This window comes from Serratia sp. LSHTC3 (assembly GCF_057197125.1).
The window spans coordinates 492884-518610 of record NZ_JBXUNP010000001.1 but is presented as its reverse complement, the minus strand read 5'-3'; the positions used below and the strand labels follow the sequence as shown (position 1 = coordinate 518610).

Genomic DNA, 25727 nt, shown 5'->3' with positions numbered 1-25727 from the left:
TCTGCCGTTTACGCGGAAAGTTTGACGATCGCCGCCGGAATACCCTGACGCACCGCCGCACCGGTCACCCAATCCAGCCAGGTATTCGGCACTTCGCGCGTCGGATCGGCAAACCCCAGATCGTTGAGGTTGATGCCGGCGGCGATGCGCTCATCCATCGCCAGCGGTTCGCCATCCAGGTAGTGCTGGCTGGCCCCCATCTCCCGGTGGCCGTAGCCGTGTTCCACCGCGATCACGCCGGGCATCACCCCCGCCAGCAAACTGATCTGCGCCTCGCGGCTGCCGCCCGGCGTGCTGATGCGCACCCAATCACCGTGTTGAATACCGAAACGCGCCCCGTCCGCCGGGTTCAAGGCCACCAGGTTCACCGGCTTCACGTCGTGCAGGCGCCGGATCACCGCGGTGGAGCTGCTCATCACATTCGATTTGAAGGACATCAGGCGCAGCGGCCACTGCCGTTCTGGGTAGAGCGCTTCCACCGCGCGGCCGTCCGACAAACGCGCCGGGTAGCAGGTGGGGCAGCCGCTGAAACGCTCGCCGGTGATCGCATGCCGGTGCTTCGCCACTTCCGCATTCCAGATCTGCAGCGGTTTCTCCCAGCGGTTGCCCACGCTGCCGTCGCGGCGGCCGCTGTCGTGATCGGCGAAGCGGCCGCCGCGGCTGTAGATAAACGCCACGCGGTCGATCTCATCGGCGCGCAGCGTCTGCGCCAGCTGCGGCAGCAAGCGATCGACACCGCTCAGCGCCAGTTCGTCCGCCCTCGCGGCCGGCACCGGCGCCTTGCCGGCAAACGCCACGTTGGCGGCGGCGCGCAGATAATAATCCTCCGCACGGTTGAGCGGCAGCAGCCCGCCCTGGCCGTCGCCGATAGCGCGATCGCCGAACCCCGGCAATGCCAGGCGTTTGGCGATGGCAATGCAAAACGCCTCCATGGAAATCGGCTGCCCTTGCGCCGTTTGCGCAGTCGCCGGCGTCACTATCGGCCAGCGCGCGGTGGTGGTCTTACTGGCGACGCCGCCCCAGGGGGCGCTGAATCCCCAACTCTCAAAATTATGGGTGTCCGGGACGATATAGTCGGCCAGCGCCGTCGTTTCGTTGATAAACGCATCGATAGCGATAAACAGCGGCAAACGCGCCGGATCTTTCAGCCGCTCCTCCGCCACGCCGCGCAACCCGGCGATACCGTACAAGGGGTTGGTCATGTTCGAGATCCAGGCTTTCAGCCCGTACGGGTACCCTGCCAGCGCCGAGGTCAGCAGCTCGGTCAACTGCCCGGCGACGAACGGATACCAGGGCGCTTTGGCCGGCCAGGGCGAAATGCCCGCCGCCACTTTTTCGCGGTATTCGTCGGAGGTTTCATAGGCGGCCTTGCTGCGCGCGATATTCAGCCCTTTCGGTTTTACCAGGCCAGGAAACTCGACCAGGTTATAGCGCGGCCCCTCGGCGAAGCCGTTGAATTTACCGCCGCCGACGAACACGCCCCCCGCCAGGCTCAGGTTGCCGATCAGCACGTTAAGCATCATCACCGCCCAGGTATTGTAAAACCCGTTCGCCGCCATCATCCCGCCATGGGCGATCACTGCCGCCTTGCGCCCGTGGGCGGTAAAGGTCTCGGCCAGTGCCGCGATGCGTGCCACCGGCACACCGCATTGCCGGCTGTACGCCTCCGGCGACAGCTTGTCGGCGGCCTCTTTCAAACACTGGAAGCCGCTTTTCACCTCCACCTGCGCGCCATCGTACAGCGTCACCGTACGGGTTACCCACAGCTCGGCGCTGTCGCACGTCTCGGCCGCCACCAGCTCACCCGCGCCGTTGACCACCAGCGGTGACGCCGACCCGGTGCCGTTGAGATCGGCCAGCGTCAGGTGCTGCCCCGCGCGCGGATGCTCGCTCTCGGCGATCACCAGATGCGTGGCATTGGTCCAGCTCTTCTCGCCGGCGCGTTGCATGGCGGCCTCAGACGGGATGGCGAGATAATCGGCCTGATAACGCCGGTGGTCGAGGATCCAACGGATCATCGCCATCGCCAGCGCCGAGTCGGTACCCGGCAATATCGGGACCCAATGGCCATGATCGTCCGCCAACGTGGTGGTCAGCGGCAGCGCCGGCGCCACCACCGCATAACGGAATTCGCTGCGCAATCTGGCGCTGGCCAATTGCCGGGCCTGGCGCTTGAACGGGTTGCCGGACTGCGCCGGTGAGGTCCCCATAAACAGCGCGAATTCGACCTGTTCCCAGTCCGGTTTCACGTGCGGGTTCTTGTCCAGATCGCTCATCAACGCGCCGGAACCGGCACGGTAGGCCAGCCCGCAGTAAGCGCCGTGCGCGCCGAAGTTTTTGCTGCCGAAACTGTTCTGGGCGAAGCGCCGCAGGAAGCTATCGCGCCCGTCGTCACCGGCGTTGGTCACCAATAGCTGGTTGGCTTTCGGCCCCAGCCCCGGCCGTCGGGCATCGATCGGCGTCTCCAGATCGCGGATCGCCCGCAGACCGTCCACATGCCCCTCGCCGAACAGATTGCCGCCCTCCACCACTTCGGCGATCAACTGCTCAAAGCTGATGCGCTGCCACTTGCCCTCGCCGCGTTTGCCGACGCGCTTCATCGGCTCCAGCACGCGCATCGGGCTGTAAAGCCCCTCCAGCAGCGTGGCGCCGCGTGCGCAGGCGGTGGAACGGGCATCGAGGCCGCGTTCGCCACCCAACTGCGCCAACGCATCCTGCAGCGGCAACGCAGAGTCGACGTGCCGTTCCTGAGACAGCGGATGATAAGGGTTGCCAGCAATGCGCAATACCCGGTCGGTCTGCCTGTCCACCCGTACCCGCACGCCGCATTGCGTCCAGCAGCCGAAACACTGGGTCATCGAGATGGCCTGTTGCGGATTGCCTTGCCATTCCGGCATTGCCCGCCCTTCGGGCGACAGGGAGTTGCCGTTGATGCGATCCAGAGTCACCCGCCCTGAGGTGCCGTGAATCAAGCCGTCGATCGCCCGTTTGGCGACTTCGCGATAGCTCAGGCCGAAAGCGGACAATCCGCCGAAGGCCAGGCCCACTTTCAACCACTGACGCCGGGTGAGTTTAGCCATGTTGTTTTCTCCGCAGTAAAAACGCCTGTGCTTCACGCACCATGATCATTAACGCCAGCCACAAGCCGAAGGTGCCGACGATCGCCAGCAAACCGTCAGTGCCGAGCGGCAGGCTATAAGAGGAGTTAGACGCGCTGTATTTCGGGATGGTTTGTACCTCGATCAACAGCGTCCAGCGCATCAGCCAGCTCAGCACCAGAGCACCGGCCACCAGCAGCGGCGCACCGCCGCGCGGCAAGCGCCGATAGCCGCCCCAGGCGGCGCACGCCAGCGTCAGCCCCCACAGCGCAATCCATCCTGCGGCATACCGGCGCGCCATCGCCTGCGTCTGCAGCCAGTGGCGTACCGCCGCGCCGGATAACGTATCGCCGCATACCCACAGCAGGATCGCCCCGCCGAGCAGCAGCAGTGTCAGCAACATCCCGCGCGCCAGCGGCGCCTGCTGACCGGGCCGTTCGCGCATCGCCAGCAGCAGCAAAGCCAAGAGCGCCTGCAGCGCGCTGAGGAACATCACGATCGGAAACCCGTAGCTGAACCAGATTGGGCGGGCGCGCACGATGGAAACCTCTCGCCCGGTGTACAACAGCAGGCCGATAGCCACCAGCGCGCAGGCGGGCGCTATCCCACGCAACAGCGCAACCGGTCTGCCCGTCAGCCGCGTAAATTCAATCGCGATAAACCACAGGCCGATCAGCAGGGTAAACAGCGGCAAGAACAGCGCGCCCCACGGCATCCACGACCAGGGCGTCGGGTAGGCGTAGAAATGCCAGAAACGGGCGGTTTGATGCAGGTCGGCGGTCAACGCCAGCGGCGCGGTAATGGCGCACGTCAGCCCGATAAACAGCGCCATGCGCTCCAGATGCGCGGCGTTATCTCCACCGCGCCAGCGCCACACGCAGGCCAGCAGCGCGGCGCAGGCGGCGATGCCGATAAAGAAGAAATATTGTACGGCCCACGGCAGCCAGCTCACCGCCTGCGGCTGGCTCAGCACTTCTGCGATCATCAGTTGGCGGCTCATCGTCTTTCTCCCCATAAGGCGACCTGCGCCCGCCCCGGCAGCGGCGTGACGAAGGCGTCATCCAGCCCCAGATAGAACACGTGGGGCGCGGTTTGGTTCTCCGGCTTGAGGACTTTTATCTCGACCTCGTGGCGCCGCAGCAGCTTGCTCAGCGTGCTGTGCGGATCGCGCATATCGCCGATGATCCGCGCCCCTCCCACGCACGACTCCACGCATGCCGGCAACAATCCCGCCTCCAGCCGGTGCACGCAAAAGGTGCATTTGTCCGCCGTTTGGGTTGTGTGATTGATAAAACGGGCATCGTACGGACAGGCCTGTACGCAATAGGCGCAACCCACGCAGCGTTTGTTGTCGACCACCACGATCCCGTCCTCGCGCTGGAAGGTAGCCTGCACCGGGCACACCGGCACGCAAGGCGGGTTGTCGCAGTGATTGCACAGCCTGGGCAACAGCACGTTGGTCGCAGCGGCTTCGCCTTCGAGGCTGACCTGATACTGGTTTACCGTGGTACGAAACTCCCCGTGCGGCGTCTGGTTTTCAATGGCGCAGCTCACGGTACAAGCCTGGCACCCTACGCAGCGCCGCAGGTCGATCAGCATCGCGTAACGGCGGCTCGCATCCCCCTCGCGCCGCGTCGGTGCTAACGTCAGCCCGGCCTCCGCCACGGAGATTAGCGAAGCCCCCGCCGTCAACACGCCCAGCCGCTGTAAAAACTGCCGTTTACCGAAATCCATGCGCCTCTCCCACGTCCTGGGCATCACTCCGATCACGCTATTGATGCCCGTTAGATGAATAAACAATGTCGATGATTTACAGTGTAAAAATGACATTGGGCTCAGCTCTATTGTGGTTAACCACATACCGGACCTAACGTTGATCTAAAACAAGTGACGGCAGGCAGATTGCCCATCAGGAGGGGCCGTGAGGGTCGTGTTATTACTGCTGCTCAATCTCGGCTGGGGGATGGCGGCACAGGCGGGCGAGTGGTCGGTCGGCGTGCTGGCGATGCGCGGCGATGCGGCGACCGCGCGTGACTGGCAGCCGCTGATCGACAGGCTCAACGGCAGCGTCGGCGGTGAGCGCTTCCGCCTGCAGCCGCTCGATCTGGCGCAGATGCGCGAAGCGGTCAATCGGGGCAGCGTGCAGTTCGTGGTCACTAATCCGGCGCAGTTCGTGCAGTTGAACAGCCACTATCATCTGCGCTGGCTGGCGTCGTTGCGCGCCGCCAACGGCGATCGGGCAACGGGCAACATCATCGGCAGCGTGATTTTGGTGCGGCGCGACAGCGGCATAACGACGCCGCAGGCGCTGATGGGCAAAACGGTGGGCGCCATCGCTCCGCAGGCCTTCGGCGGCTATCTGACCGGCTATAAGGCGCTCAGCGATGCCGGTATGCGGCCCGAGCGCGATTTTCACCTGCGCTTTACCGGGTTCCCTGCCGACGCCCTGCTCTATCTGTTGCGCGAGCGCGCCATTCAGGCCGCTATCGTTCCCGTCTGTCTGCTGGAGAAAATGGGTCGGGAAGGCTTGATCAACCCGGCGGATTTTCGCCCGCTGTTGCAACGGCCCACATCGGTTCCCTGCGTCACCAGCACGCCGCTTTATCCCAACTGGTCGTTCGCCGCCCTGCCCGGTCTGGATAACTCACTGGTGGATGCAGTAGCAAGAGCCTTGCTGACCGCACCGCCGCAGTCTCCCTTTCAGTGGGGCGCACCGGCCTCGACCAGCGCAGTGGAAGCGCTGCTGCGCGCCGTCAATCAGCACCCGGAACAGCGGCGCCTGTGGCTGGATATCAAGAGCTGGCTGATCCAGCATCAGACGGCCGTCAGCCTGTCGCTGGCGGTGCTGGCGCTGTTGATCGTCAACCATATCTGGATCGCGCTGCTGGTGCGCCGGCGTGGGCGACAGCTGCTCCATGCCGGAGAACAACTGCGCCGTCAGGAGCAGGCGCTGGAGAACGCCAGGCAGTTGAACGTGCTGGGAGAGATGGCCTCCGGCTTTGCGCATGAGCTCAACCAGCCGCTAGCAGCCATTCGCCACTATGCGCAAGGGTGCCTGATCCAACTGCGCAAAACGGACGCCGGGCACCCGCTGCTGACGCCGCTGGAAAATATTGATCGGCAGGCGCAGCGCGGCGGCGAGACGATTCATAACCTGCGCCAGTGGGTGCAGCCCCCCACCGAGAAGGTAGACAAGGCGAGCTGGCGCCCCATCTCGATAAACGAAACCGCCGAGCGGGTGTGGGCACTGCTGCGCCTGACGCAACGCTACCCCGACCTGAAACTGTTCAACAACGTGGCACCTTCGCTGACGCTAACCCTGCCGCCGGCGCTGCTGGAACAGCTGCTGGCGAACCTGCTGCTGAACGCGGCGCAGGCCGGCGCCAACGCCGTCTGGCTTTCCGCCGACGAACACGAACGGGCGCTCGATGTGCGTTTGCAGGACAACGCGGGCGGGATGAGCGCGGCCGGGCTGGAGCAGGCTTTCCGCCCCTTCAACACCACCAAGGCCGGCGGCATGGGGCTGGGGTTGGCCATTTGCCGCCGCCTGGCCCGGTATGGCGGCGGCGAGATCCAACTGGCTAACCGCCCCGCCCCCGACAGCCGCAATGGGCTATGCGTCACCCTGCATTTCATATTTAACGATGAGGAAAACCATGCCGCTAATTCATCTGGTGGATGATGACGTCGCCGTCACCGACGCCTGCCATTTTTTACTGACCAGCCTCGGCCACGACGTGCAATGCTGGAATGACAGCACCGACTTTTTGGCGCAGGCCGATCTGTTTCAGACCGGGATCGTCTTGCTGGACATGCGGATGCCGAAACTCGATGGGCACCAGGCCTACGCTGAACTGCGCCGCCTCGGCAGCACGCTGGCGGTGGTGTTCCTGTCCGGCCATGGCGACGTGCCGATGGCGGTGGAGCAGATGAAGTACGGCGCGGTGGACTTCCTGCAAAAACCGATCGCCGCTGAACCGCTGATCGCCGCCCTCGAACGGGCGCGGCAGGTCTCGGCCAAAGCCTGGCGACGCCATGAAACTTGCGGCCGCTACCGCACGCTCACGCCGAAAGAACGCGACATCGCGCAGCTGGTGGTGCGAGGCATGATGAACAGGGAAATGGCGGAGCGGTTGAATATCGCCCTGCGCACCGTAGAGGTTCATCGGGCGAAAGTGATGGAGAAAATGCAAGCCGCCAGTCTGGCGGAATTAGTGATTCAGTTGCAGGGATTACCGCACGCCGCGCAAGAATGATCGCATCATACAAAATTCCGCCCCCCCCTCTTGCCAACCGGCCTTCCTCAGGCCAGAATACTGTACATTAATTCAGTATTTACAGGTGAGTCATGTTTGTAGAATTGGTGTACGACAAACGCAACGTCGCTGGGCTGCCCAACGCCGCCGAGATTATTCGCAACGAGCTGGAAAAACGCGTGCATGCGCTGTTCCCGGAAGCTGACGTGCGCGTGAAACCGATGCAGGCCAACGGCCTGAACTCCGACGCCAGCAAAAGCGATCGTGAGAAGCTGAACCGAATGTTGGAAGAGATGTTCGAAGAAGCGGATCAGTGGCTGGTCACTGATATATAAACCCAACCTGATGGCTGGGCTCCTCAACCGGCTATTTTACCGCCAGAATACAGCAAACGCTCAGCCCTTGATTAATGGGCTTGACGCGGTGCCTCCCCCATCCGGTTATCGGTTGGTTAGTGTGCACTTTTCCAGCGCATATATACCATAACAAAAAGCCCCAGCATCGCTGCTGGGGCCTCTGTCATGGTGCCGGCTACCGGAATCGAACTGGTGACCTACTGATTACAAGTCAGTTGCTCTACCTACTGAGCTAAGCCGGCTGAATTTGGCGGAAGGACAGAGATTCGAACTCTGGGAGCTGTTACACTCGACGGTTTTCAAGACCGTTGCCTTAAACCACTCGGCCATCCTTCCAATGGGCGCTGATATTAGCGATACCGTTATGAAATGTCTATCATTTTGATGCAAAAAAATGGCATGGGCGGTGCAGTTGCCTAAACTTCAGGCCTTAAACGCTTAAAAAATGAAAAGCCCCGCAAAAGCGAGGCTTTTATGTTCGGCTGAAACGCGATTACTTCGGCTGCGAATCGTAGTCGGAACAGGTTTGATAGCCCTTGTTCATGACATGGCCCGTGTCGTTGTAGCTGACAAAGTACGTTTGCACTTTGCCATCGCGCGGCGCGACAGCATAGGTATCGCAAGTGCCTTGCGCATGAATCAGCGTGGCAGACGTCGACGGCGGACCGGCAATCGCCCGCACCTGCTGCTTGGTCATCCCTACTTTGACATCGCTGACCACCGGCTCATTGACATAACTGGTTGCACGGTCATAGGCGGTGCAGCCGGCAAGAATGGAAAATACCGCTGCAGTACCGACGGCCAAAACCAACTTCTTCGTCATAGCTTGTCCTCTTGGAGTACGTTTGTTGTCCCCTAAGTCTAGAAGTGGAAAGGCTTTTCTACAAATTCCCGTTTGTCGATCGGTGCGGTTTACGCTCGTCGATCAGCGTTTGACGTTTTCCTGTCGTTTCAGCTGCTCTTCAAACCCCTGCTGTGACTCCTGCACGTAACGCTGCAGCCCTGCGGGATCGATAAATGCCTGCGTATCGCCGGCCTGCAAACGCCGCCATTTGTCGGCTAAAGCGAAACGCGTCCCTTTATTGGCGATAAATATATCCGCCTGCACCCGTGCCAAACGGGCGAAACTGCCGCGAATGTCCTCAATCAGCTGCGGATAGTTTTTGTTGCCGATCAGGTAGTAATCCGGTGTAGCCAGGCTGTCAGCATAGATAAAGCGATACGGCTTGCCGTTATGCCGTAGCGTGGTCAACCACGACGTCGCGCCCGGCAGATGCCCCGGCGTCATCATCGCGGTCAGCGTCAGGCCGCCAAGGGTGATGCTGTCGCCATCGGCAACCACAATATCCGTTTGCACGGCCGGGAAAGTGAGCGTATCCCCCAACGCGAAATCCTGCCGTCCACCTAACGCCAACTGGCGCGCATTGGCCGCGCTGGCCACCAGCCTCGCGCCGCTCCAGCGTTTCAGCTGCGCAATGCCGCCGGCCTGATCGAGCCTTGCATGGCTGTTCAGGATATATTTCAGATCCTTAATGCTGAACCCCAGCCGTTCGATATTCGCTTTGATGCCCGGCGCACTGCTCTCCAACCCCGCATCGATCAAAATCAATCCCTGCGGCGTGCTCAACAATACCGACGACAGGTTGCTCGTGCCGACGTAATACACCTGCTCAAAGATCTGGAACGGCGCTATCGGCTGCGCCCACTCTTCAAACAGCGAGTATGGCGGAGCGCTAGACAACGGCTGCGCCGGGTCTAACTTCGCCTGCGTGGAGAAGCTCAAGGAAAAGGCCATCGCCATCAGATAATGCATGCTTTTTTTCATTTTTCTCTTCTGTCTGTGTCAACCGGGCAGGAGTATACTCGGCCTTATATTGAACAGTATTCAATTAAAAAAAGGACAATTGATGAATATTCTACAAATGGACATGAATCTGCTGAAAGTGCTGTATCTGCTGATGGTAACGGGTTCCAGCCGTAAAACCGCCGAGCGGCTGGGCATCAGCACCTCCGCCGTCAGTCATGCGCTGGCTCGCCTGCGGGAAGTGTTGGATGACCCGCTGTTTCGCCGAGAAGGCCATCGCCAGGTTCCCACCCTGTTTGCACTGTCGTTGAAAGACAAATTGGCGCCGCTGTTCTCCTCGCTGGACAGTGAAATGTTCGGCCAACAACCGCAGGCGCCGCGTCGCTTCACGCTGGTGGCGCCCCCCGCTCTGCACCCTATTCTGTTGCCTTTGCTGGCGGAAAAGGGCGCCGCTTGCCATGCCGATATTCACTGCCAAAACTTTGAACGACGCGCCTGGCGCGAAGAACTGCTTGAGGGGAGCGTCGATCTGGTGCTGGCGGTGGGCGATCATCAACAACGCACCAGCGCACTGCATTATGAAGCGCTTGGGCGCACTCGCCTGATTGCGCTGTATGGCCCGCCGCTATACCCAGTCCTGCAAGATAAACGCGCGCTGGCCTTCAGCGAACTGGCGGATTACGCGCATTATTATTGCCATCCGTGGCCACAAACGGAAAACGAGCTGGATCGGCAGCTTGAGCGCCAGGGGTTGCACCGCCGCATTGCCCTGAACTGCGCCGACTACGCACAACTTCCACCGGTGCTGCGCCGCGCGCCGTTGCTGGCGGTAGTGCCTCAACCATGGTTTACCGCCCAGCCCGACAAGCACGGGTTAAGCGCGCTGCCGATTAGCGATAACCTGGCTATCGGTCACCTTTTTTCTCAATACCGAAAAGGCGAGCCGGAGTGGCGAAAGCGGCTGATTTCCGCCATCCACGCCGAGCTGCGACACTACTACCGCTAAGTAGGATCAGAAACCGAAGTCGCTCAGCGCCGGGACATCGTCCGGGCGCCGACCGAGCGGCCAATGAAAACGCCGATCCTGTTCGCGAATCGGCATGTCGTTGATGCAGGCATGGCGGTTAATCATCAATCCATCCTGATTAAACTCCCAGTTTTCGTTGCCGAAGCTGCGATACCAGTTGCCGGAATCGTCGCGCCACTCATAGGCGAAACGCACCGCGATGCGCGCGCCGTCAAACGCCCACAGTTCCTTAATCAGCCGATACTCCAGCTCTTTCGCCCACTTGCGTTGCAAAAATGCGACCACCGCCGCGCGGCCGTCGACAAACTCTGCGCGATTACGCCAATGGGTATCGAGAGAATAGACCTGTGACACCCGCTCAGGATCGCGGCTGTTCCAGGCATCCTCCGCCAACCGCACTTTTTCGCTGGCCGATTCACGGGTGAAAGGCGGCAAAGGGGGTTTAATGCTCATGATCATCTCCTGCGTAATAATGTAGACAACTTTGTCTACATTATTACGCTAGCGCATGTAGACAGAGTTGTCTACAATCACTCGGAAATAGCCTAGGAGAAAATGATGACCGCCGATCGCAATACCTTACCCGCCCGCCAGCGCATCCTGTTGACGGCCCACGATCTGTTTTATCAGGAAGGGATCCGCGCCACCGGCATCGATCGCATCATCAAGGAATCAGGCGTCACTAAGGTGACGTTTTATCGCCACTTTCCCAGCAAGAACGATTTGATTACGGCGTTTTTGGCCTATCGCCACCAGCAGTGGCTCACCTGGTTCAGCACAGCGCTGGATCGCCATGTGGCACAAACCGGCGGGTTGCTGCCGGCGCTGGCGCCCTGCCTGGCGGAATGGTTCGACGATCCGCGCTTTCGCGGCTGCGCGTTTATCAATACGGCGGTGGAAATCGCCGATCTGCTGCCGGAAAGCCTGCAAATCGCCGGCCGGCATAAACGGCAAATGGCGGATGAACTGGCGCGTCACCTGCCCGCCGGCCCACAGCGGGAACAGCGGGCGGCAATGCTGGCGATGCTGATCGACGGCGCCATCGTCAGAGTGCAGATAGAGCGGCAACCGCAGGCCGCGCTGCAGGTGCTGAATGCCGCGTTGGACATGTTGGCGCAAGGCGGGTTCGATCAGTAATTGGCCCAAATGCCCGGCGTCACCAGTTCCAACAGATGGGCGTCGGGATCGCGAAAATAAATGCTCTCCCCGCCGTGTTCCCAGCGCATCCGCCCCTCAATCTCCACGCCGTTGGCCACCAGATGCCGTTCCCAGTGCGGCAACTGCTCTTTCGCTACCGCCAGCCCGATATGCGCCGGCCCCACGCCATCGTGCGCAGGAATAAACCCGGTCGGGTAGTGCGCCCCGCGCAGCGAATCACCTTCGATAAACAACAACAGTACGCTCCGATCGCCGACGTTGTAGGCGCGAAACCGTTCGTTGGCGACCATCGTCGGCAGCTTCAGCACCTCCTGGTAAAACGCGTCCGCGCGTTCAATATCGCTGACGTACAGCACCGTTTCTATCACCCTGTCGATCTTGAGTTCCATAATAGCCTCCGCTCTGTTTTCCGTTCTGACAGCGTAGGTCGAACGGAGGCGAGCCGAAGCGCTTCCCGAGCCGACAACGGATCAATCCGTGCTTTTTACCAGCAAAAAAAACGCGGCCCGAAGGCCGCGCTGTGTGATTCACACGCTGGTGCTTAGAACTGGTAAACCAGGCCCACGGCAACCACGTTGTCGGTGTTGATGCCGGCAGCGTCGGTGAAGTCGTTGTTGTCCATCAGGTTGATTTTGTAATCAACATAGGTAGACATGTTTTTGTTGAAGAAGTAGGTCGCACCCAGGTCGACGAATTTGACCAGGTCTTGATCTCCGTAGTCCTTGCCGTTGCCGGCGCGGCCCAGGTCTTTACCTTTGGTCTGGTTATAGCCGACGAACGGACGCAGACCGAAGTCGAACTGGTAGTGCGCATAGGCTTCGAAGCTCTGCGCCTTGTTGGCGTAGCCGTAAGCACCATCATCCTTGGCAGAGCTGCCGAAACGCGCCGCGTTGTAGGACTGGGTGAACATCACCGCCAGGTAGACGTCGTTGGCGTCATATTTCAGACCGCCGGAGTAGCCTTCCGCCTTGTCGCCGCGGCCCATGATGTTCTGGTGACCATTACCGCCGTTCTGCTCGCTGGTGCGGCGAGAGTTGAAGAAGGCGCCCGCGGCGCTGATGCCGTAGCCCATGTCATAGCTCATGGACATGCCGTAGCCTTCGCCGTTTTGGCCCAGAACGTCACGACCATTGTTGGTCTCTTCGCCGTTGCCGTTTTTACCCTGGTACTGCAGGGCGAAGTTCAGGCCGTCAACCAGACCGAAGAAATCATTGTTACGGTAGGTCGCCAGGCCGCTGGAACGCTGGAACATGAACTGGTCGGCGCCGTAGGTCATACCGTCGAACTCGGGCTGCAAGTCGGTATACGCCGCGACGTCGTACAGCACGCCGGTGTTACGGCCGTAGTCGAAGGAGCCGTAGTCGCCGAATTTCAGACCGGCGAAGCCGTAACGGGTGAAGTTCTTGTTGTCCTGGCTTTCAGCGTGGTTCAGGTTCGCCTGATATTCCCACTGGCCGTAACCGGTCAGCTGATCGCTGATTTGCGTTTCGCCGCGCAGGCCAAAACGCATATAAGACTGATCGCCATCCACGCCGTTGTTGCTGGAGAAATAGTGAAGCCCGTTTACTTTACCGTACAAATCCAGTTTATTACCGTCTTTGTTGTAGATTTCCGCCGCGCCTGCTGTGCCTGCAACCAGCAGTGCGGGTACCATCAGAGAGAGTACTCGAAGTTTCATCGTTATTATCCTCGTTAATTATGTCGAGCTACGGCCACTGCCCTTTTCGAGCATTATTAGCACGACTGTGCATTACCATTCTGGTAACAAGGGTTATATTAATCCAGAAAGAAAATGATACCAAGTATCCGATAGTGTTTCATTGTAATTAATAAAGGTTTCAAAATGTAAATACGCGCGAACTTTCACAAAACATTACAGACAAACAAAATAAAGCACTTAAAGATAAAAAATAGACTAACTGATAAAAAATCATGTAGTTATACATATCTTTAAGAAAAAAAAGCCAACCATACAATTGAGCGAGACAATAAGCACATTGTGCCAAAACGCGAACCACGCGCAGCCGCTATAATCACCTCGCTATCATCATTATTTTCATTATTACCTTCATTATCCGAAGATAATTTCTGCATTCCTTTAACCGGCTTCTGGCCGGTTTTTTATTTTCCTCCCTACCCTCCTCACAATTTCATCCCGTACAAATAGCACGCAAATAAATAACCTAATGATATAGTTTCATTAATTTACTTTCGCACTAATTGCTAATCTTTTTCCTTATTTTAGCCTACAAATTGAACTTGCTTTTCATTTCGTGCTTTATCTCATCGATTATTTCCCGCCGCAGGCACAATTAGCCGCAGAGATTCAGTTCTGGTAATCTGAAAAAAGCGCACCTTCAGCGAGTAAAATTCATGATGCCCTTTCAACCCGACGTGCTGTGGCGGCGGCTGCAGAGTTCCCCCTTCCGCGCTCGCTTCCGTTTAAATGCCAAGGACCAGACTTATCTCGAGGGTAAGGGATTGCCGCTGATCCTCAGCCATGCCCGCGATTTTATCGACCGCCGCCTGGCCGCCGCCCACCCTAAAAACGACGGCAAGCAAACCCCGATGCGTGGCCACCCGGTGTTCGTCGCCCAGCACGCCACTGCCACCTGCTGCCGCGGCTGTCTGGAAAAGTGGCACGGCATACCGCAGGGCGTCGCACTGGACGAACAGCAAAAGGACTATATTGTCCAGGCTATCGCGCTGTGGCTGGTGCGCAGAGGCGGTGCCAGGGATGTGTCAGGCACGAATATTTTCGACCCGGATCGCGGATTGTGATAAAAACTGTCAGTAACTTTCACCATTCTTTTGACCCAAGATCCTGACGCTTACATGACAGCCACCTTGTGCAATGAACAGCAAACGCCCGGCGTTCCTCAACAGATCGCCACCCGTCTGGCCTTTTTCGTCGCCGGTCTCGGCATGGCCGCCTGGGCGCCGCTGGTCCCCTTCGCCAAAGCGCGCATCGGTATCGATGACGGCTCGCTCGGCCTGTTGCTGCTCTGTATCGGCGCCGGCTCCATGTTGGCGATGCCGCTGACCGGTTTCCTGACCGGCAAACTGGGTTGCCGTGCGGTGATCCTGATGGCCGGGCTCGGGTTGTGCATCGATCTGCCGCTGTTGGCGCTGATGGACTCCCTCGGCGGCATGGCCGCGGCGCTGCTGCTGTTCGGCGCGGCGATCGGCATGATCGACGTAGCGATGAACGTGCAGGCGGTGATCGTCGAACGCGCCAGCGGCAAGGCGATGATGTCCGGTTTTCACGGTTTCTTCAGCATCGGCGGCATTGCCGGCGCCGGCGGCGTCAGCGCGCTGCTGTGGCTGGGGCTGACGCCGCTGCAATCCACCCTGCTCACCGTGCTGGCGGTGATCGCGCTGCTGACGCTGGCCAGCCGCCATCTGCTGCGTGAGAGCGGCGCCGATGACGGCGGGCCGATGTTCGTCTTGCCACGCGGCTGGGTGATGTTCATCGGCATTTTGTGCTTTATCATGTTTTTGGCGGAAGGATCGATGCTCGACTGGAGCGCGCTGTTTCTCACCACATTGCGCGGCGTCGAACACAGCCAGGCCGGTCTGGGCTATGCGCTGTTTTCCATCACCATGACGCTCGGCCGGCTCAATGGCGATCGGGTGGTTAACTCGCTGGGCCGCTACCGGGTGCTGCTGCTGGGCAGCCTGTGTGCCGCTCTCGGCCTGAGCCTGGCCATCGCCTTCAATCACGCTACCGTTTCGCTGGTCGGTTTCATGCTGGTCGGCCTGGGCGCCTCGAACGTCGTGCCGATCCTGTTCAGCGCCGCAGGCAACCAGCGCGACATGCCGGCCAACTTGGCGATCGCTTCCGTCACCACCGTCGGCTATGCCGGTATTCTGGCCGGCCCGGCGCTGATCGGCTTCATCGCTCAGTTTTCCAGCCTGACGGTGGCCTTCGCTTGCGTAGCCGCTCTGCTGTTGGCGGTGGCCGCCAGCGCCAGGGCCGTCACTCGCTGATTCAGGAATGCGCAGCCACTATGCAAAATAAACAATTGACCATAAGCTCCAGCAACATTACCCGCTGCTTCCTGCTGTTTATCGTGCTGCTGACGATCGGCATCGGCCTGTATGGCTACAACTACACCAACGCCTGGCTGGCGGAAAAGAAGTACACGCTGAACAGCATCGCCGGTTCGCTGCAAAAGCGTATCGATGCCTACCGCTATATGACCTATCAGGTCTATGACAAATTCGGCAATGCGCCGGCGCAGAATGTCGATCCCGGTTTGCAGGAAACCCGCCTGCGGCCCGATGTCTATTATGTCGAGAAACCGCACAAGAAAACCGACGCGGTGATCTTCGGCAGCCATGACGAAAACACGCTGGCGATGATCGCCAACATCTCGGACTACCTGGACACCCGCTGGGGCGCCAAGACCGAGAACTACGCCATGTATTACCTCAATGGTCAGGACAATAGCCTCAGCCTGATCACCACCCAGCCGCTCAAAGAGCTGGCTTCGCGCTTTCGGGAAAGCTACCTGACCACCTCGGCGGACGAACGCCGCGCCGAGATGCTGCAACAGGCCAATATGCTCGACGAACGCGAGAGCTTTTCCGACCTGCGCAAGCAGCGCTTCCAGAACGCCTATTCGTTCTCGATTCGCACCACTTTCAATCAGCCGGGGCATCTGGCGACGGTGATCGCCTTCGATTTGCCAATCAACGACATCATTCCGGCCAATCTGGCCCGCGCCAATTTCCTGCTGCTGCCGGACGATGTCGATCTCGACGATAGCGCCATCCCGGCGGAAACCGTCCTCGGTACCCATGCGACGATGAGCGGCGGCTGGGTGGAATTCAGCGCCGCTCTGCCCAATGCGCCGCTGAAGGTGATGTATCGCGTTTCGGCCATCAATCTGGCCATCGATCTGCTGCGCAACAACATTTGGCTGATCGCAGTCAACTTGCTGCTGCTGGCGCTGTCGATGCTGAGCATCTACTTTATCCGCCGCCAGTACATTCGCCCGAGCGAAAACATGGCGGTAGAGCTGGAGGCCGAGCGCGCGCTGAATCAGGAGATCGTCTCCAGCCTGCCCTCCGGCCTGCTGGTCTACAGCTTCGCCAACAATACGGTGATCGCCAGCAACAAAATCGCCGAGCACCTGCTGCCGCACCTCAGCCTGCAAAAGATCGCCCATATGGCCGAACAGCATCACGGTGTGATCCAGGCGACGGTCAACAACGAGGTGTATGAAATCCGCATTTTCCGCAGCCAGCTGTCGCCGGACACCTACCTGTTCCTGATGCACGATCAGGATAAAGAGGTGATGGTGAACAAGCGGCTGCAGCAGGCGCGGCGCGAATACGACAAGAACGTGCAGGCGCGCAAACTGATGTTGCACAACCTGGGCATCGAACTGAATCAGCCGGTGCGCCAGATGCACGATCTGGTCGACCGTCTGCACAGCCGGCCGGATGAGGAACAACAGCAGGCGCTGCTGGGCCAGCTGACGGCGGCGTCGGCTTCGGTGCTGGAGTTGATCGATAACATCACCCTGCTGACCCGGCTGGAAACCCAGGACTGGCAACCCACGCGCGAACCGTTCAACCCGACGGCGATGATCGACGAGTTGCTGCTTGAGGCCCTGCCTGCCCTTAATCAGAAGGGGCTGGCACTGTTCAAGCATTTCCAGCTGGACGTCGAGCAGAACTATATCGGCGATGCCAACGCGCTGCGCAAGGTGATCTCGCTGCTGGTGCATTACGCCATTATCACCACCGCCTGCGGCAAGGTTTCTCTGGTTATCGACCATGAGCCCGAGCACCCTGACCGCCTGATTTTCCAAATTAACGATACCGGCTCCGGCATCTCCAACGAAGAGATCAGCAACCTTAACTATCCGTTCCTCAGCCAGACGCTGGTGGATCGCTTCAACCACGGTTCCGGCCTCACTTTCTTCCTGTGCAATCAGCTGTGCAAGAAGCTTAACGGCCAGTTGGACATTCGCAGCAAGGTGGATATCGGCACTCGCTACACCATCCGCGTCGCCATGGAGATGGAGAAAAAAGAGCCGCAGGAGCAGGAAAAGCTGCTCGACGGCGTCACCGCCCTGCTGGACATCACGTCAGATGAAGTGCGCGGCATCGTGACCCGTCTGCTGCAGGCCTATGGCGCCGACTGCCTCGTCGCCGAAGATCGCGCGGTCAACCGCGATTATGACGTGCTGCTGACCGATAACCCGCAGCGCGCCGATGATTACACCCTGTTGCTGGCGACCGATGAGCCGGGCTGGCAAGCGCTGGATAAACGCTACATTCGGGTGAACTATAATCTGAACGGCGCATTAATCGACGCCGTGCTGATGCTGATCGAACAGCAAATGGCCGCGCTGGAACAGGAAGAAAGCCCGCTTTCATTGAGCTCAGAAGATATCCAACTCTATGAAAAACAATTGAAATCAAGTGATTACTATGGGCTGTTTGTCGATACAGTACCCGACGATGTCAAAAAACTGTATACTGAGGCGGGCAGCAGTGATTTCAATGCGCTGTCACAAACCGCACACCGCCTGAAAGGCGTGTTTGCCATGTTAAATCTGCTTCCCGGCAAGCAGCTGTGCGAATCGTTAGAACAGCGCATCGCAGAAGGTGATGCGCCCGAGATCGAGAATAACATCAGTCAGATTGATTTTTTCGTCAGCAGACTGCTGAAGCAAGGTAGCCAACAACATGAATAACCTGAACGTAATTATTGCTGATGACCATCCTATCGTACTGTTTGGCATCCGGAAGTCACTTGAGCAAATTGAATGGGTGAATGTCGTTGGGGAGTTCGAAGACTCAACCGCACTGATCAACAATCTGTCCAAGCTGGACGCCAACGTGCTGATCACCGATCTGTCGATGCCGGGTGACAAATATGGCGACGGCATCACGCTGATTAAATACATCAAGCGTCATTATCCACAGTTGTCGATCATCGTGCTGACCATGAACAACAACCCGGCGATCCTGAGCGCGGTACTGGATCTGGATATCGAAGGCATCGTGCTGAAACAAGGCGCGCCGACCGATCTGCCGAAGGCGCTGGCCGCCCTGCAAAAAGGCAAGAAGTTCACGCCGGAAAGCGTCTCCAAACTGCTGGAGAAGATCAGCGCCAGCGGCTATGGCGACAAACGCCTGTCGCCGAAAGAGAGCGAAGTGCTGCGTCTGTTCGCCGAAGGTTTCCTGGTGACCGAAATCGCCAAGAAACTCAACCGCAGCATCAAAACCATCAGCAGCCAGAAGAAATCGGCGATGATGAAGCTAGGCGTCGAGAACGACATCGCCCTGCTCAACTACCTCTCGTCCGTCAGCATGACGCCGTTGGACAAAGACTAAAGCCCGCCTCACGGCAGGTTAACGCCAAACAGGCACGGCATCCGCTGTGCCTGTTTGCTTTTCAGACCTCGCTGCGGTTGTAGCGTACCTGCTGGCTGTAATAAGCCAGCGTCTGCTCCAGCGTCTCCAGCGTAACCGGCTTCGACAGGCAATTATCCATGCCCGCCTCGAGGCAGCGCTGTTTCTCTTCCGCCAACGCGTTCGCTGTCACGCCGATCACCGGCGCGCTGAACTGCATCTGCCGCAAGGCCTGCGTCAGGCGATAGCCGTCCATGTTCGGCATATTGACGTCGGTCAGCACAATATCGACGTGGTGCTGTTTCAGCACGCCGAGCGCGTCGACGCCGTCGTTGGCGGTCACCACCTGATACCCCAGCGACCCCAGCTGATCGGAAAGCAGGCGACGGTTGATCGGATGATCGTCGACCACCAGCAGATGAATATCGCCGTTGTCCGCCGCGCTGGCCTTGGCGGGCACCGGCAGCTGCACCAGCGCCTCTGCCGCGCCGTTGCCGACGCCGAACAATCGGTTGATCAAGGCCAGCGTTTCACGCGGCGTAGAGGTGCTGTGCATCCAATAGCCTGGCCGGGTTTCCAGCGACGGGCCGATATGTTCGGTCGAGAACTGGATCTGAGCCAACAGCGGCGTGTTCAGCATCAGCGGGTAATCGCTGAGCATCACCTCGCCGGCGGCGGTATCCTGCCCGTCATAGCGCTGGATATCGGCGCCGTAGCCGCCCAGAATCGCCATCAGGTAACTTTCCAGGCGCTGATTGCGGATATCCAGCCACAGCCGCCGGCCCTGCCAGGTATCGCTGGCCTGCGGGATCGGGAACTGGGCGTTAAACAATGGAATGCGAATGCTGAACAAGCTGCCCAGCCCCGGTTCGGACTCGACGGAGACGTCGCCGTCCATCAGGTTGACCAACTTCTCGCAGATCGCCAGCCCCAAACCGGTTCCCTGGAAGTGGCGCTGCACGCCGGTTCCCACCTGGAAGAACGGATCGAACAGGCGCGAGATTTCCTTCTCCGGGATACCGACGCCGGTATCGCGCACGCTGAACTCCAGGTAACTGCCGCGGGTGCAGACCTGCAGCACAATACAGCCGGTATCGGTGAACTTGATGGCGTTGTTCACCAGGTTGGACAGCACCTGCTGCAGCCGCACCGGATCGCCGAAAATGCGCTCCGGCACGTTCTGTTCGATAAAGCAGTACAGCCCCAGACGTTTCTTCACCACCAGCGGCAAATAGTTGCCGGCGATATGGGTGATCACCTCCAGGCAGGAGAACTCGCGCGGTTCGATCTTCAGCTGCTCGGACTCGATTTTGGAGAAATCGAGAATATCGCTGATGATTTTCAGCAGCAGGCCGGAAGAGTTATTCATCGCGTTGACCAGCCGATCGACCCCTTGCGGCAGCGCCTTGGTCTGCAGCAAATCGAGGTTGCCGATAATGCCGTACAGCGGCGTGCGCAACTCATGGCTGACGGTGGCCAGGAACATCGATTTGGACTGGCTGGCCTGCTCCGCCGCCGCCGCCATCTCCTGCAGCGACTCTTCCATCTTCACGCGTGCGCTGACGTCCACCAGTACGCAGATCGCCACTTCTTCGTTGCGGTAGCGCGAGTGGACAAAGCTGATCTGCAGGTTGTTATTGTTGCTGGTCATCACATCGACGAAATTCGCCTGCTGTTCGCAAATGATGCGCGTAATGCGATCGCGATCTTCGTGGGTCAGCAGGTTGATGTAGTTGTGCGCCAGTTCGTTACTCAGGATATTGGTGCCGTCGCTGATACGCAGGATGCAGATGCCCACCGGCGCCGAGGCGACAATCTTGCGGTTGAACTGCTCGTGTTCTTCCAGACGGAAGGCGTTCTCCTCCGCCGGCAAGAACATCTTGCGCTCAAACAGCCACGCCAGCGTGAACAGCACGATAGCCGATAACAGGTTCAGCAACAGCGCGTTGAGGATCAGCATCTTGAAGCGTTCCACCACGCTTTTCACCGGCAGCGCATAAACGATGCTCAGCGATGAAGGCGGCAGCGCTTTTTTCAGGATCAGATCGCGGTAGTTGTCGACATAACCGAAGTAAGCATGCTCTTCGGGGTAGCTGTTGAGCGCAGCGGCATAGCGATCGCCATCCGCCAGGCGCAGTATCGGATCGTTGTTTTCATCCAGCAGCGTGACGCCGATCGGCAGGTTGCCGGCGGTGACGAAATCTTCCAGCCGGACAGTTTGCTCGATGCCCAGCAGCGCCTCCAGCTTGTTGCCGATATAGAGAGGCGTCAGCACATACAGATAACCGATATCAGGCCGCTGCGCGCTGGGGCTAATCCAATACAGGTTGTTGTCTTTGTCCAGATTATTGGCGTTGCGGTATTTCAGAATGCGCTCGTGCAGCAACTTCAGCATGTTTTCCCGGTTGGCGACCGCGTTGCCGCCGCCGAATTCCGCCAGACACAGGCTGTCGCCGCCGATGAAGAACACCCGGTTGAGATCGTAGGCCGCCACGAAGTTCTCTTTCCAATACTGGATCAGGCCGCTCAGCGAATCGAGTGAACTGCGGTAAGTGGCGCTCAGGGCGCAGTTAGACTCCGGATACAGCGGGTAGAATTGCGGTGGGCTGCCCTTGCCGGGGATCACGCCGCTGAACATGTCCATGCCGCTGACCGAACCGTTGAGGCGGTTTTCCGCCATGTACTTGATGTCGCGTATGATGTCGGCAGAATGGCGGATATAGCCCTGCGCCTGATCGAAATTGAGGTTGTACTCCTGGCGGATGTCCGATTCTTTCTGATGCAGGATATTCAGAATATAAAAGGTGGTGAGCAGCGCTCCCAACGACCACAGCAAAATCGCCAGCACCCGGAACAGATAGCGGGATATCTTCAGCGTAGTTCGAAAAGAGGCTAAGTATTTCAATCGGATACCATACGAAAGTCAGTGGCGGCGCGCGTTGTCGCCGGCGCGGCGGCCGGCGGCTCGGTGCGCCAATTAAACCATATAACTGAAAAAGGGCCTAGCATCGCTGCCAGGCCCTTTTGTCTCAGTGCATTACGGTGTCGGCATGCCGACGCCCTCACCTTGCTTAAACGTTGTCGTCGTCCATCGGCTCAGCCGCGTCGTCGCCATCGTCCAGCGGCGTGGTGTCTTCTTCCACCGCTTCCGCGCCCGGTTCCAGGCTGTCCAGCTCTTCGTCTTCCACCGGTTCGGCCACGCGCTGCAGACCGACGACGTTTTCGTCTTCCGCCGTGCGGATCAGCGTCACGCCCTGGGTGTTACGACCGACCACGCTGACTTCCGAAACGCGGGTACGCACCAGCGTGCCGGCATCGGTGATCATCATGATCTGATCGCTGGTTTCCACCTGCACCGCGCCGACCACCTGGCCGTTACGCTCGCTCACCTTGATGGAGATAACCCCCTGGGTGGCGCGTGACTTGGTCGGATACTCGGTCACCGCGGTGCGTTTACCGAAGCCGTTTTGCGTCACGGTCAGAATGTCGCCCTCGCCGCGCGGCACGATCAGTGAGATCACGCTGTCGCCTTCGCCGAGGTTGATGCCGCGCACGCCGGTCGCGGTACGGCCCATCGAACGCACCTGCGTTTCCGGGAAGCGCACCACTTTACCGTTGGCGGAGAACAACATCACTTCGTTGCTGCCGTCGGTCAGATCGACGCCGATCAGCTCGTCGCCCTCGTTGAGGTTGACGGCGATGATGCCGGCGCTGCGTGGGCGGCTGAACTCGGTCAGCGCGGTTTTCTTCACGGTACCGCTGGCGGTGGCCATGAATACGTGGCGCCCTTCTTCATACTCGCGCACCGGCAGAATGGCGGTGATACGCTCATCGGCTTCCAGCGGCAGCAGGTTGACGATTGGGCGACCGCGCGCGCCACGGCTGGCTTCAGGCAGTTGATACACCTTCATCCAATACAGGCGGCCACGGCTGGAGAAGCACAGGATCGTATCGTGGGTGTTGGCCACCAGCAGGCGATCGATAAAGTCTTCTTCTTTAATACGCGCGGCGGACTTGCCTTTGCCGCCGCGGCGCTGCGCTTCATAGTCGGACAGCGGCTGATACTTCACGTAACCCTGGTGAGACAGGGTCACCACCACGTCTTCCTGGTTGATCAGGTCTTCGATGTTGATGTCGGAAGTATTGGCGGTGATCTCGGTGCGACGGCCGTCGTTGTACAGCTCTTTGACCGCCACCAGCTCTTCGCGGATCACTTCCATCAGGCGCTCTGGGCTTTCCAGAATAAAGATCAGCTCGGCGATAAAGTTGAGCAGCTCTTTATATTCGTCCAGCAGCTTTTCGTGCTCCAGGCCGGTCAGTTTCTGCAGGCGCAGATCCAGAATAGCCTGAGCCTGCTGCTCGGTCAGGTAGTATTTGCCGTCGCGGATGCCGAACTCCGGCTCCAGCCACTCAGGGCGAGCGGCGTCGTCACCGGCGCGTTCCAGCATGGCGCTGACGTTGCCCAGATCCCACGGCTGAGCCACCAGCGCGACTTTCGCTTCCGCCGGCGTCGGCGCACGGCGAATCAGCTCGATGATCGGATCGATGTTAGCCAACGCGATAGCCAGCGCTTCCAGGATATGGGCGCGGTCACGGGCCTTGCGCAGTTCGAAGATGGTGCGGCGGGTGACCACTTCGCGGCGGTGGCGCACGAAGGCTTCGAGGATATCTTTCAGGTTCAGCAGCTTAGGCTGCCCCTGATGCAGCGCGACCATGTTGATGCCGAAGGTGACCTGCAGCTGCGTCAGCGCATACAGGTTGTTCAGCACCACTTCGCCGACCGCGTCGCGTTTGACTTCGATCACGATGCGCATGCCGTCTTTATCGGACTCGTCACGCAGCGCGCTGATGCCTTCTACGCGTTTTTCTTTCACCAGCTCGGCGATCTTCTCGATCAGACGCGCCTTGTTCACCTGATACGGGATTTCGTGAACGATGATGGTTTCGCGCCCGGTCTTGGCGTCGGCTTCCACTTCCGCGCGCGCGCGCAGGTAGACTTTGCCGCGCCCGGTGCGGTAGGCCTCTTCAATGCCGCGGCGGCCATTGATGATCGCCGCCGTCGGGAAGTCCGGCCCCGGGATGTGTTCCATCAGCCCTTCGATGCTGATGTTTTCATCGTCGATATAGGCCAGGCAGCCGTTGACGACTTCCGCCAGGTTGTGCGGCGGAATATTGGTGGCCATGCCCACGGCGATGCCCGACGAGCCGTTGACCAGCAGGTTCGGGATCTTGGTCGGCATGACGGCCGGGATCTGCTCGGTGCCATCATAGTTAGGCACGAAGTCGACGGTTTCTTTTTCCAGATCCGCCAACAGTTCGTGAGCAATCTTGGACATGCGCACTTCGGTATAACGCATCGCCGCCGCGGAGTCGCCGTCGACGGAACCGAAGTTACCCTGGCCGTCCACCAGCATGTAGCGCAGTGAAAACGGCTGAGCCATACGCACGATAGTGTCGTAAACCGCGCTGTCACCGTGCGGGTGATATTTACCGATCACGTCCCCGACGACACGGGCCGATTTCTTGTATGGTTTATTCCAGTCGTTACCCAATACGCTCATCGCGTACAGAACGCGGCGGTGAACCGGCTTCAGTCCATCACGAACATCTGGCAGCGCACGTCCGACAATAACGGACATCGCATAGTCCAGATACGAGTTTTTCAACTCGTCTTCGATGTTTACCGGTGTGATTTCTCTGGCAAGGTCGCTCATGGAGCTGCTATCCCTCTACTAATGATTCATCTGCCCGCTGCCATAGTGGCAAAGGTGTAAAACTATATCACAAAGCACGCTTTACGGGAAAATAACCGCCGCTGTTTCACGGAAATTGTGCAGATAAGTGCGCTAAAAACGCATCGGCACAGACGATGCCGCGCCGGAACATGTATAATCCGCGCAACGAGAACAAGGAGCCAGACAAGCCCATGAACGCAGAATCATCCAGCCGAGTGCAAAACGTTGACCACCAGGAAATCGCCAAGTTCGAGGCCGTCGCCTCCCGCTGGTGGGATCTGGAAGGCGAGTTCAAACCGCTGCACCGCATCAACCCGCTGCGCCTGAACTACATCATGCAGCACGCCGGCGGCATTTTTGACAAGCAGGTGCTCGACGTGGGCTGCGGCGGCGGCATTCTGGCGGAGAGCATGGCGCGCGAAGGCGCCAAGGTAACCGGGCTGGACATGGGCGCGGAGCCGCTGCAGGTCGCCCGGCTGCACGCGCTGGAAAGCGGCATGGACGTCACCTATGTGCAGGAGACGGTGGAAAGCCACGCTCAGGCCAACCCGCAGCGCTACGACGTGGTCACCTGCATGGAGATGCTGGAGCACGTGCCGGATCCGGCCTCGGTGGTGCGCGCCTGCGCCCAACTGGTGAAACCGGGCGGCCACGTGTTCTTCTCCACCATCAACCGCAACACCAAAGCCTGGTTGATGGCGGTGATCGGCGCGGAGTACGTGCTGAAGATGGTGCCGCAGGGCACCCACGATCATAAGAAGTTTATTCGCCCTTCCGAATTGATCGGCTGGGTCGACGGCACGCCGCTGCGCGAAAAGCACATGATCGGCCTGCATTACAACCCGATCACCGATCATTTCAAGCTTGGGCGCAACGTTGACGTGAACTACATGGTGCACACCCAGCACGAAGGCTGAGC

Annotated in this window: 20 protein-coding genes and 2 tRNA genes; 10 read left to right on the top strand and 12 right to left on the bottom strand. The window is 59.3% G+C overall.

The genetic code is table 11. The features are described from left to right. Positions 1–8: 8 nt before the first annotated feature. Genes ttrA through ttrB form a run of 3 tightly spaced genes read right to left on the bottom strand, consistent with a single transcriptional unit; the run spans position 9 to position 4832 of the window. The gene (gene ttrA, locus AC2CGI_RS02495; RefSeq protein WP_076740594.1) at positions 9–3080 is read right to left on the bottom strand and encodes a tetrathionate reductase subunit TtrA; all 3072 of its coding nucleotides are present in this window, start codon (positions 3078–3080) and stop codon (positions 9–11) included. Continuing rightward, complete coding sequence (gene ttrC / locus AC2CGI_RS02490; protein WP_021505930.1) at positions 3073–4098, bottom strand: tetrathionate reductase subunit TtrC; 1026 nt, start codon at positions 4096–4098, stop codon at positions 3073–3075. The genes ttrA and ttrC overlap by 8 nt, the downstream gene beginning before the upstream one ends. Beyond that, on the bottom strand, positions 4095–4832 hold the full coding sequence (gene ttrB, locus AC2CGI_RS02485; protein ID WP_015378545.1) for a tetrathionate reductase subunit TtrB: 738 nt from the start codon (positions 4830–4832) through the stop codon (positions 4095–4097). Before ttrB ends, ttrC begins: the two co-directional genes overlap by 4 nt. A 229-nt stretch (positions 4833–5061) precedes the next feature. Between ttrB and ttrS the strand changes: the two genes are divergently transcribed. The 3 genes from ttrS to AC2CGI_RS02470 all read left to right on the top strand — a co-directional run bounded on the left by ttrS (position 5062) and on the right by AC2CGI_RS02470 (position 7689). Further along, a complete protein-coding gene (ttrS, locus tag AC2CGI_RS02480; protein ID WP_076740787.1) occupies positions 5062–6780 on the top strand; it encodes a tetrathionate respiration histidine kinase TtrS in 1719 nt (572 codons plus the stop codon). Next, the gene (ttrR, locus tag AC2CGI_RS02475) at positions 6755–7354 is read left to right on the top strand and encodes a tetrathionate respiration response regulator TtrR (protein ID WP_021505932.1); all 600 of its coding nucleotides are present in this window, start codon (positions 6755–6757) and stop codon (positions 7352–7354) included. Before ttrS ends, ttrR begins: the two co-directional genes overlap by 26 nt. Before the next feature lie 92 nt (positions 7355–7446). Next, positions 7447–7689: a DinI family protein gene (locus AC2CGI_RS02470; protein WP_004935803.1), complete on the top strand. Its 243-nt coding sequence runs from the start codon at positions 7447–7449 to the stop codon at positions 7687–7689. A 187-nt stretch (positions 7690–7876) separates the two neighbouring features. Here AC2CGI_RS02470 and AC2CGI_RS02465 read toward each other — a convergent pair. The 4 genes from AC2CGI_RS02465 to blaSPR all read right to left on the bottom strand — a co-directional run bounded on the left by AC2CGI_RS02465 (position 7877) and on the right by blaSPR (position 9535). Continuing rightward, positions 7877–7952, bottom strand: a tRNA-Thr gene (locus AC2CGI_RS02465). A gap of 6 nt (positions 7953–7958) precedes the next feature. Then, positions 7959–8046: transfer RNA gene (locus AC2CGI_RS02460), tRNA-Ser, on the bottom strand. A 157-nt stretch (positions 8047–8203) separates the two neighbouring features. After that, positions 8204–8533, bottom strand: a complete 330-nt coding sequence (osmE, locus tag AC2CGI_RS02455) for an osmotically-inducible lipoprotein OsmE (protein WP_004935874.1) — start codon at positions 8531–8533, stop codon at positions 8204–8206. Between the two features lie 102 nt (positions 8534–8635). Then, positions 8636–9535, bottom strand: a complete 900-nt coding sequence (blaSPR, locus tag AC2CGI_RS02450) for an SPR family subclass B3 metallo-beta-lactamase (protein WP_015378548.1) — start codon at positions 9533–9535, stop codon at positions 8636–8638. 82 nt (positions 9536–9617) lie between these two features. Between blaSPR and AC2CGI_RS02445 the strand changes: the two genes are divergently transcribed. Continuing rightward, positions 9618–10520 carry a LysR family transcriptional regulator gene (locus tag AC2CGI_RS02445; RefSeq protein ID WP_015378549.1) on the top strand — a complete coding sequence of 301 codons (903 nt, stop codon included), beginning with the start codon at positions 9618–9620 and terminating at the stop codon, positions 10518–10520. A gap of 6 nt (positions 10521–10526) precedes the next feature. Here AC2CGI_RS02445 and AC2CGI_RS02440 read toward each other — a convergent pair whose 3' ends face one another. Beyond that, on the bottom strand, positions 10527–10994 hold the full coding sequence (locus AC2CGI_RS02440) for a nuclear transport factor 2 family protein (RefSeq protein ID WP_004935882.1): 468 nt from the start codon (positions 10992–10994) through the stop codon (positions 10527–10529). A gap of 105 nt (positions 10995–11099) precedes the next feature. Here AC2CGI_RS02440 and AC2CGI_RS02435 point away from each other — a divergent pair, with 105 nt between their 5' ends. Next, the gene (locus AC2CGI_RS02435; RefSeq protein WP_015378550.1) at positions 11100–11678 is read left to right on the top strand and encodes a TetR/AcrR family transcriptional regulator; all 579 of its coding nucleotides are present in this window, start codon (positions 11100–11102) and stop codon (positions 11676–11678) included. Here the strand turns inward: AC2CGI_RS02435 and AC2CGI_RS02430 are convergent. After that, positions 11672–12088, bottom strand: coding sequence for a VOC family protein (locus AC2CGI_RS02430; protein ID WP_015378551.1), 417 nt, complete (start codon positions 12086–12088; stop codon positions 11672–11674). The genes AC2CGI_RS02435 and AC2CGI_RS02430 overlap by 7 nt on opposite strands. A gap of 152 nt (positions 12089–12240) precedes the next feature. Then, positions 12241–13377 carry a porin OmpC gene (ompC, locus tag AC2CGI_RS02425; protein ID WP_015378552.1) on the bottom strand — a complete coding sequence of 379 codons (1137 nt, stop codon included), beginning with the start codon at positions 13375–13377 and terminating at the stop codon, positions 12241–12243. Positions 13378–14072: 695 nt separating this feature from the next. Between ompC and AC2CGI_RS02420 the strand changes: the two genes are divergently transcribed. From AC2CGI_RS02420 to rcsB, 4 genes are read left to right on the top strand one after another with little or no spacing between them, the layout of a single operon-like run. Next, entirely contained in the window at positions 14073–14480 is a 408-nt protein-coding gene (locus tag AC2CGI_RS02420; RefSeq protein WP_015378553.1) for a DUF4186 domain-containing protein, read from the top strand. A 54-nt stretch (positions 14481–14534) separates the two neighbouring features. Continuing rightward, a complete protein-coding gene (locus AC2CGI_RS02415; protein WP_031300733.1) occupies positions 14535–15689 on the top strand; it encodes an MFS transporter in 1155 nt (384 codons plus the stop codon). Between the two features lie 20 nt (positions 15690–15709). Beyond that, the gene (gene rcsD, locus AC2CGI_RS02410; RefSeq protein ID WP_015378555.1) at positions 15710–18412 is read left to right on the top strand and encodes a phosphotransferase RcsD; all 2703 of its coding nucleotides are present in this window, start codon (positions 15710–15712) and stop codon (positions 18410–18412) included. Beyond that, a complete protein-coding gene (gene rcsB / locus AC2CGI_RS02405; protein ID WP_004935900.1) occupies positions 18405–19055 on the top strand; it encodes a response regulator transcription factor RcsB in 651 nt (216 codons plus the stop codon). The genes rcsD and rcsB overlap by 8 nt, the downstream gene beginning before the upstream one ends. A gap of 61 nt (positions 19056–19116) precedes the next feature. Here the strand turns inward: rcsB and rcsC are convergent, their stop codons facing one another. After that, positions 19117–21978, bottom strand: coding sequence for a two-component system sensor histidine kinase RcsC (rcsC, locus tag AC2CGI_RS02400; protein WP_076740593.1), 2862 nt, complete (start codon positions 21976–21978; stop codon positions 19117–19119). Between the two features lie 166 nt (positions 21979–22144). Then, the gene (gene gyrA, locus AC2CGI_RS02395; RefSeq protein WP_004935906.1) at positions 22145–24787 is read right to left on the bottom strand and encodes a DNA topoisomerase (ATP-hydrolyzing) subunit A; all 2643 of its coding nucleotides are present in this window, start codon (positions 24785–24787) and stop codon (positions 22145–22147) included. A 212-nt stretch (positions 24788–24999) separates the two neighbouring features. Here gyrA and ubiG point away from each other — a divergent pair, with 212 nt between their 5' ends. Further along, entirely contained in the window at positions 25000–25725 is a 726-nt protein-coding gene (gene ubiG, locus AC2CGI_RS02390; RefSeq protein ID WP_075684550.1) for a bifunctional 2-polyprenyl-6-hydroxyphenol methylase/3-demethylubiquinol 3-O-methyltransferase UbiG, read from the top strand. The last annotated feature ends 2 nt before the right edge of the window (positions 25726–25727 follow it).

Coding starts and splice junctions, on each gene's coding strand:
- ttrA (WP_076740594.1), bottom strand. CDS start 3,080: ATGGCTAAACTCACCCGGCGTCAGTGGTTGAAAGTGGGCCTGGCCTTC.
- ttrC (WP_021505930.1), bottom strand. CDS start 4,098: ATGAGCCGCCAACTGATGATCGCAGAAGTGCTGAGCCAGCCGCAGGCG.
- ttrB (WP_015378545.1), bottom strand. CDS start 4,832: ATGGATTTCGGTAAACGGCAGTTTTTACAGCGGCTGGGCGTGTTGACG.
- ttrS (WP_076740787.1), top strand. CDS start 5,062: ATGGCGGCACAGGCGGGCGAGTGGTCGGTCGGCGTGCTGGCGATGCGC.
- ttrR (WP_021505932.1), top strand. CDS start 6,755: ATGCCGCTAATTCATCTGGTGGATGATGACGTCGCCGTCACCGACGCC.
- AC2CGI_RS02470 (WP_004935803.1), top strand. CDS start 7,447: ATGTTTGTAGAATTGGTGTACGACAAACGCAACGTCGCTGGGCTGCCC.
- osmE (WP_004935874.1), bottom strand. CDS start 8,533: ATGACGAAGAAGTTGGTTTTGGCCGTCGGTACTGCAGCGGTATTTTCC.
- blaSPR (WP_015378548.1), bottom strand. CDS start 9,535: ATGAAAAAAAGCATGCATTATCTGATGGCGATGGCCTTTTCCTTGAGC.
- AC2CGI_RS02445 (WP_015378549.1), top strand. CDS start 9,618: ATGAATATTCTACAAATGGACATGAATCTGCTGAAAGTGCTGTATCTG.
- AC2CGI_RS02440 (WP_004935882.1), bottom strand. CDS start 10,994: ATGAGCATTAAACCCCCTTTGCCGCCTTTCACCCGTGAATCGGCCAGC.
- AC2CGI_RS02435 (WP_015378550.1), top strand. CDS start 11,100: ATGACCGCCGATCGCAATACCTTACCCGCCCGCCAGCGCATCCTGTTG.
- AC2CGI_RS02430 (WP_015378551.1), bottom strand. CDS start 12,088: ATGGAACTCAAGATCGACAGGGTGATAGAAACGGTGCTGTACGTCAGC.
- ompC (WP_015378552.1), bottom strand. CDS start 13,377: ATGAAACTTCGAGTACTCTCTCTGATGGTACCCGCACTGCTGGTTGCA.
- AC2CGI_RS02420 (WP_015378553.1), top strand. CDS start 14,073: ATGATGCCCTTTCAACCCGACGTGCTGTGGCGGCGGCTGCAGAGTTCC.
- AC2CGI_RS02415 (WP_031300733.1), top strand. CDS start 14,535: ATGACAGCCACCTTGTGCAATGAACAGCAAACGCCCGGCGTTCCTCAA.
- rcsD (WP_015378555.1), top strand. CDS start 15,710: ATGCAAAATAAACAATTGACCATAAGCTCCAGCAACATTACCCGCTGC.
- rcsB (WP_004935900.1), top strand. CDS start 18,405: ATGAATAACCTGAACGTAATTATTGCTGATGACCATCCTATCGTACTG.
- gyrA (WP_004935906.1), bottom strand. CDS start 24,787: ATGAGCGACCTTGCCAGAGAAATCACACCGGTAAACATCGAAGACGAG.
- ubiG (WP_075684550.1), top strand. CDS start 25,000: ATGAACGCAGAATCATCCAGCCGAGTGCAAAACGTTGACCACCAGGAA.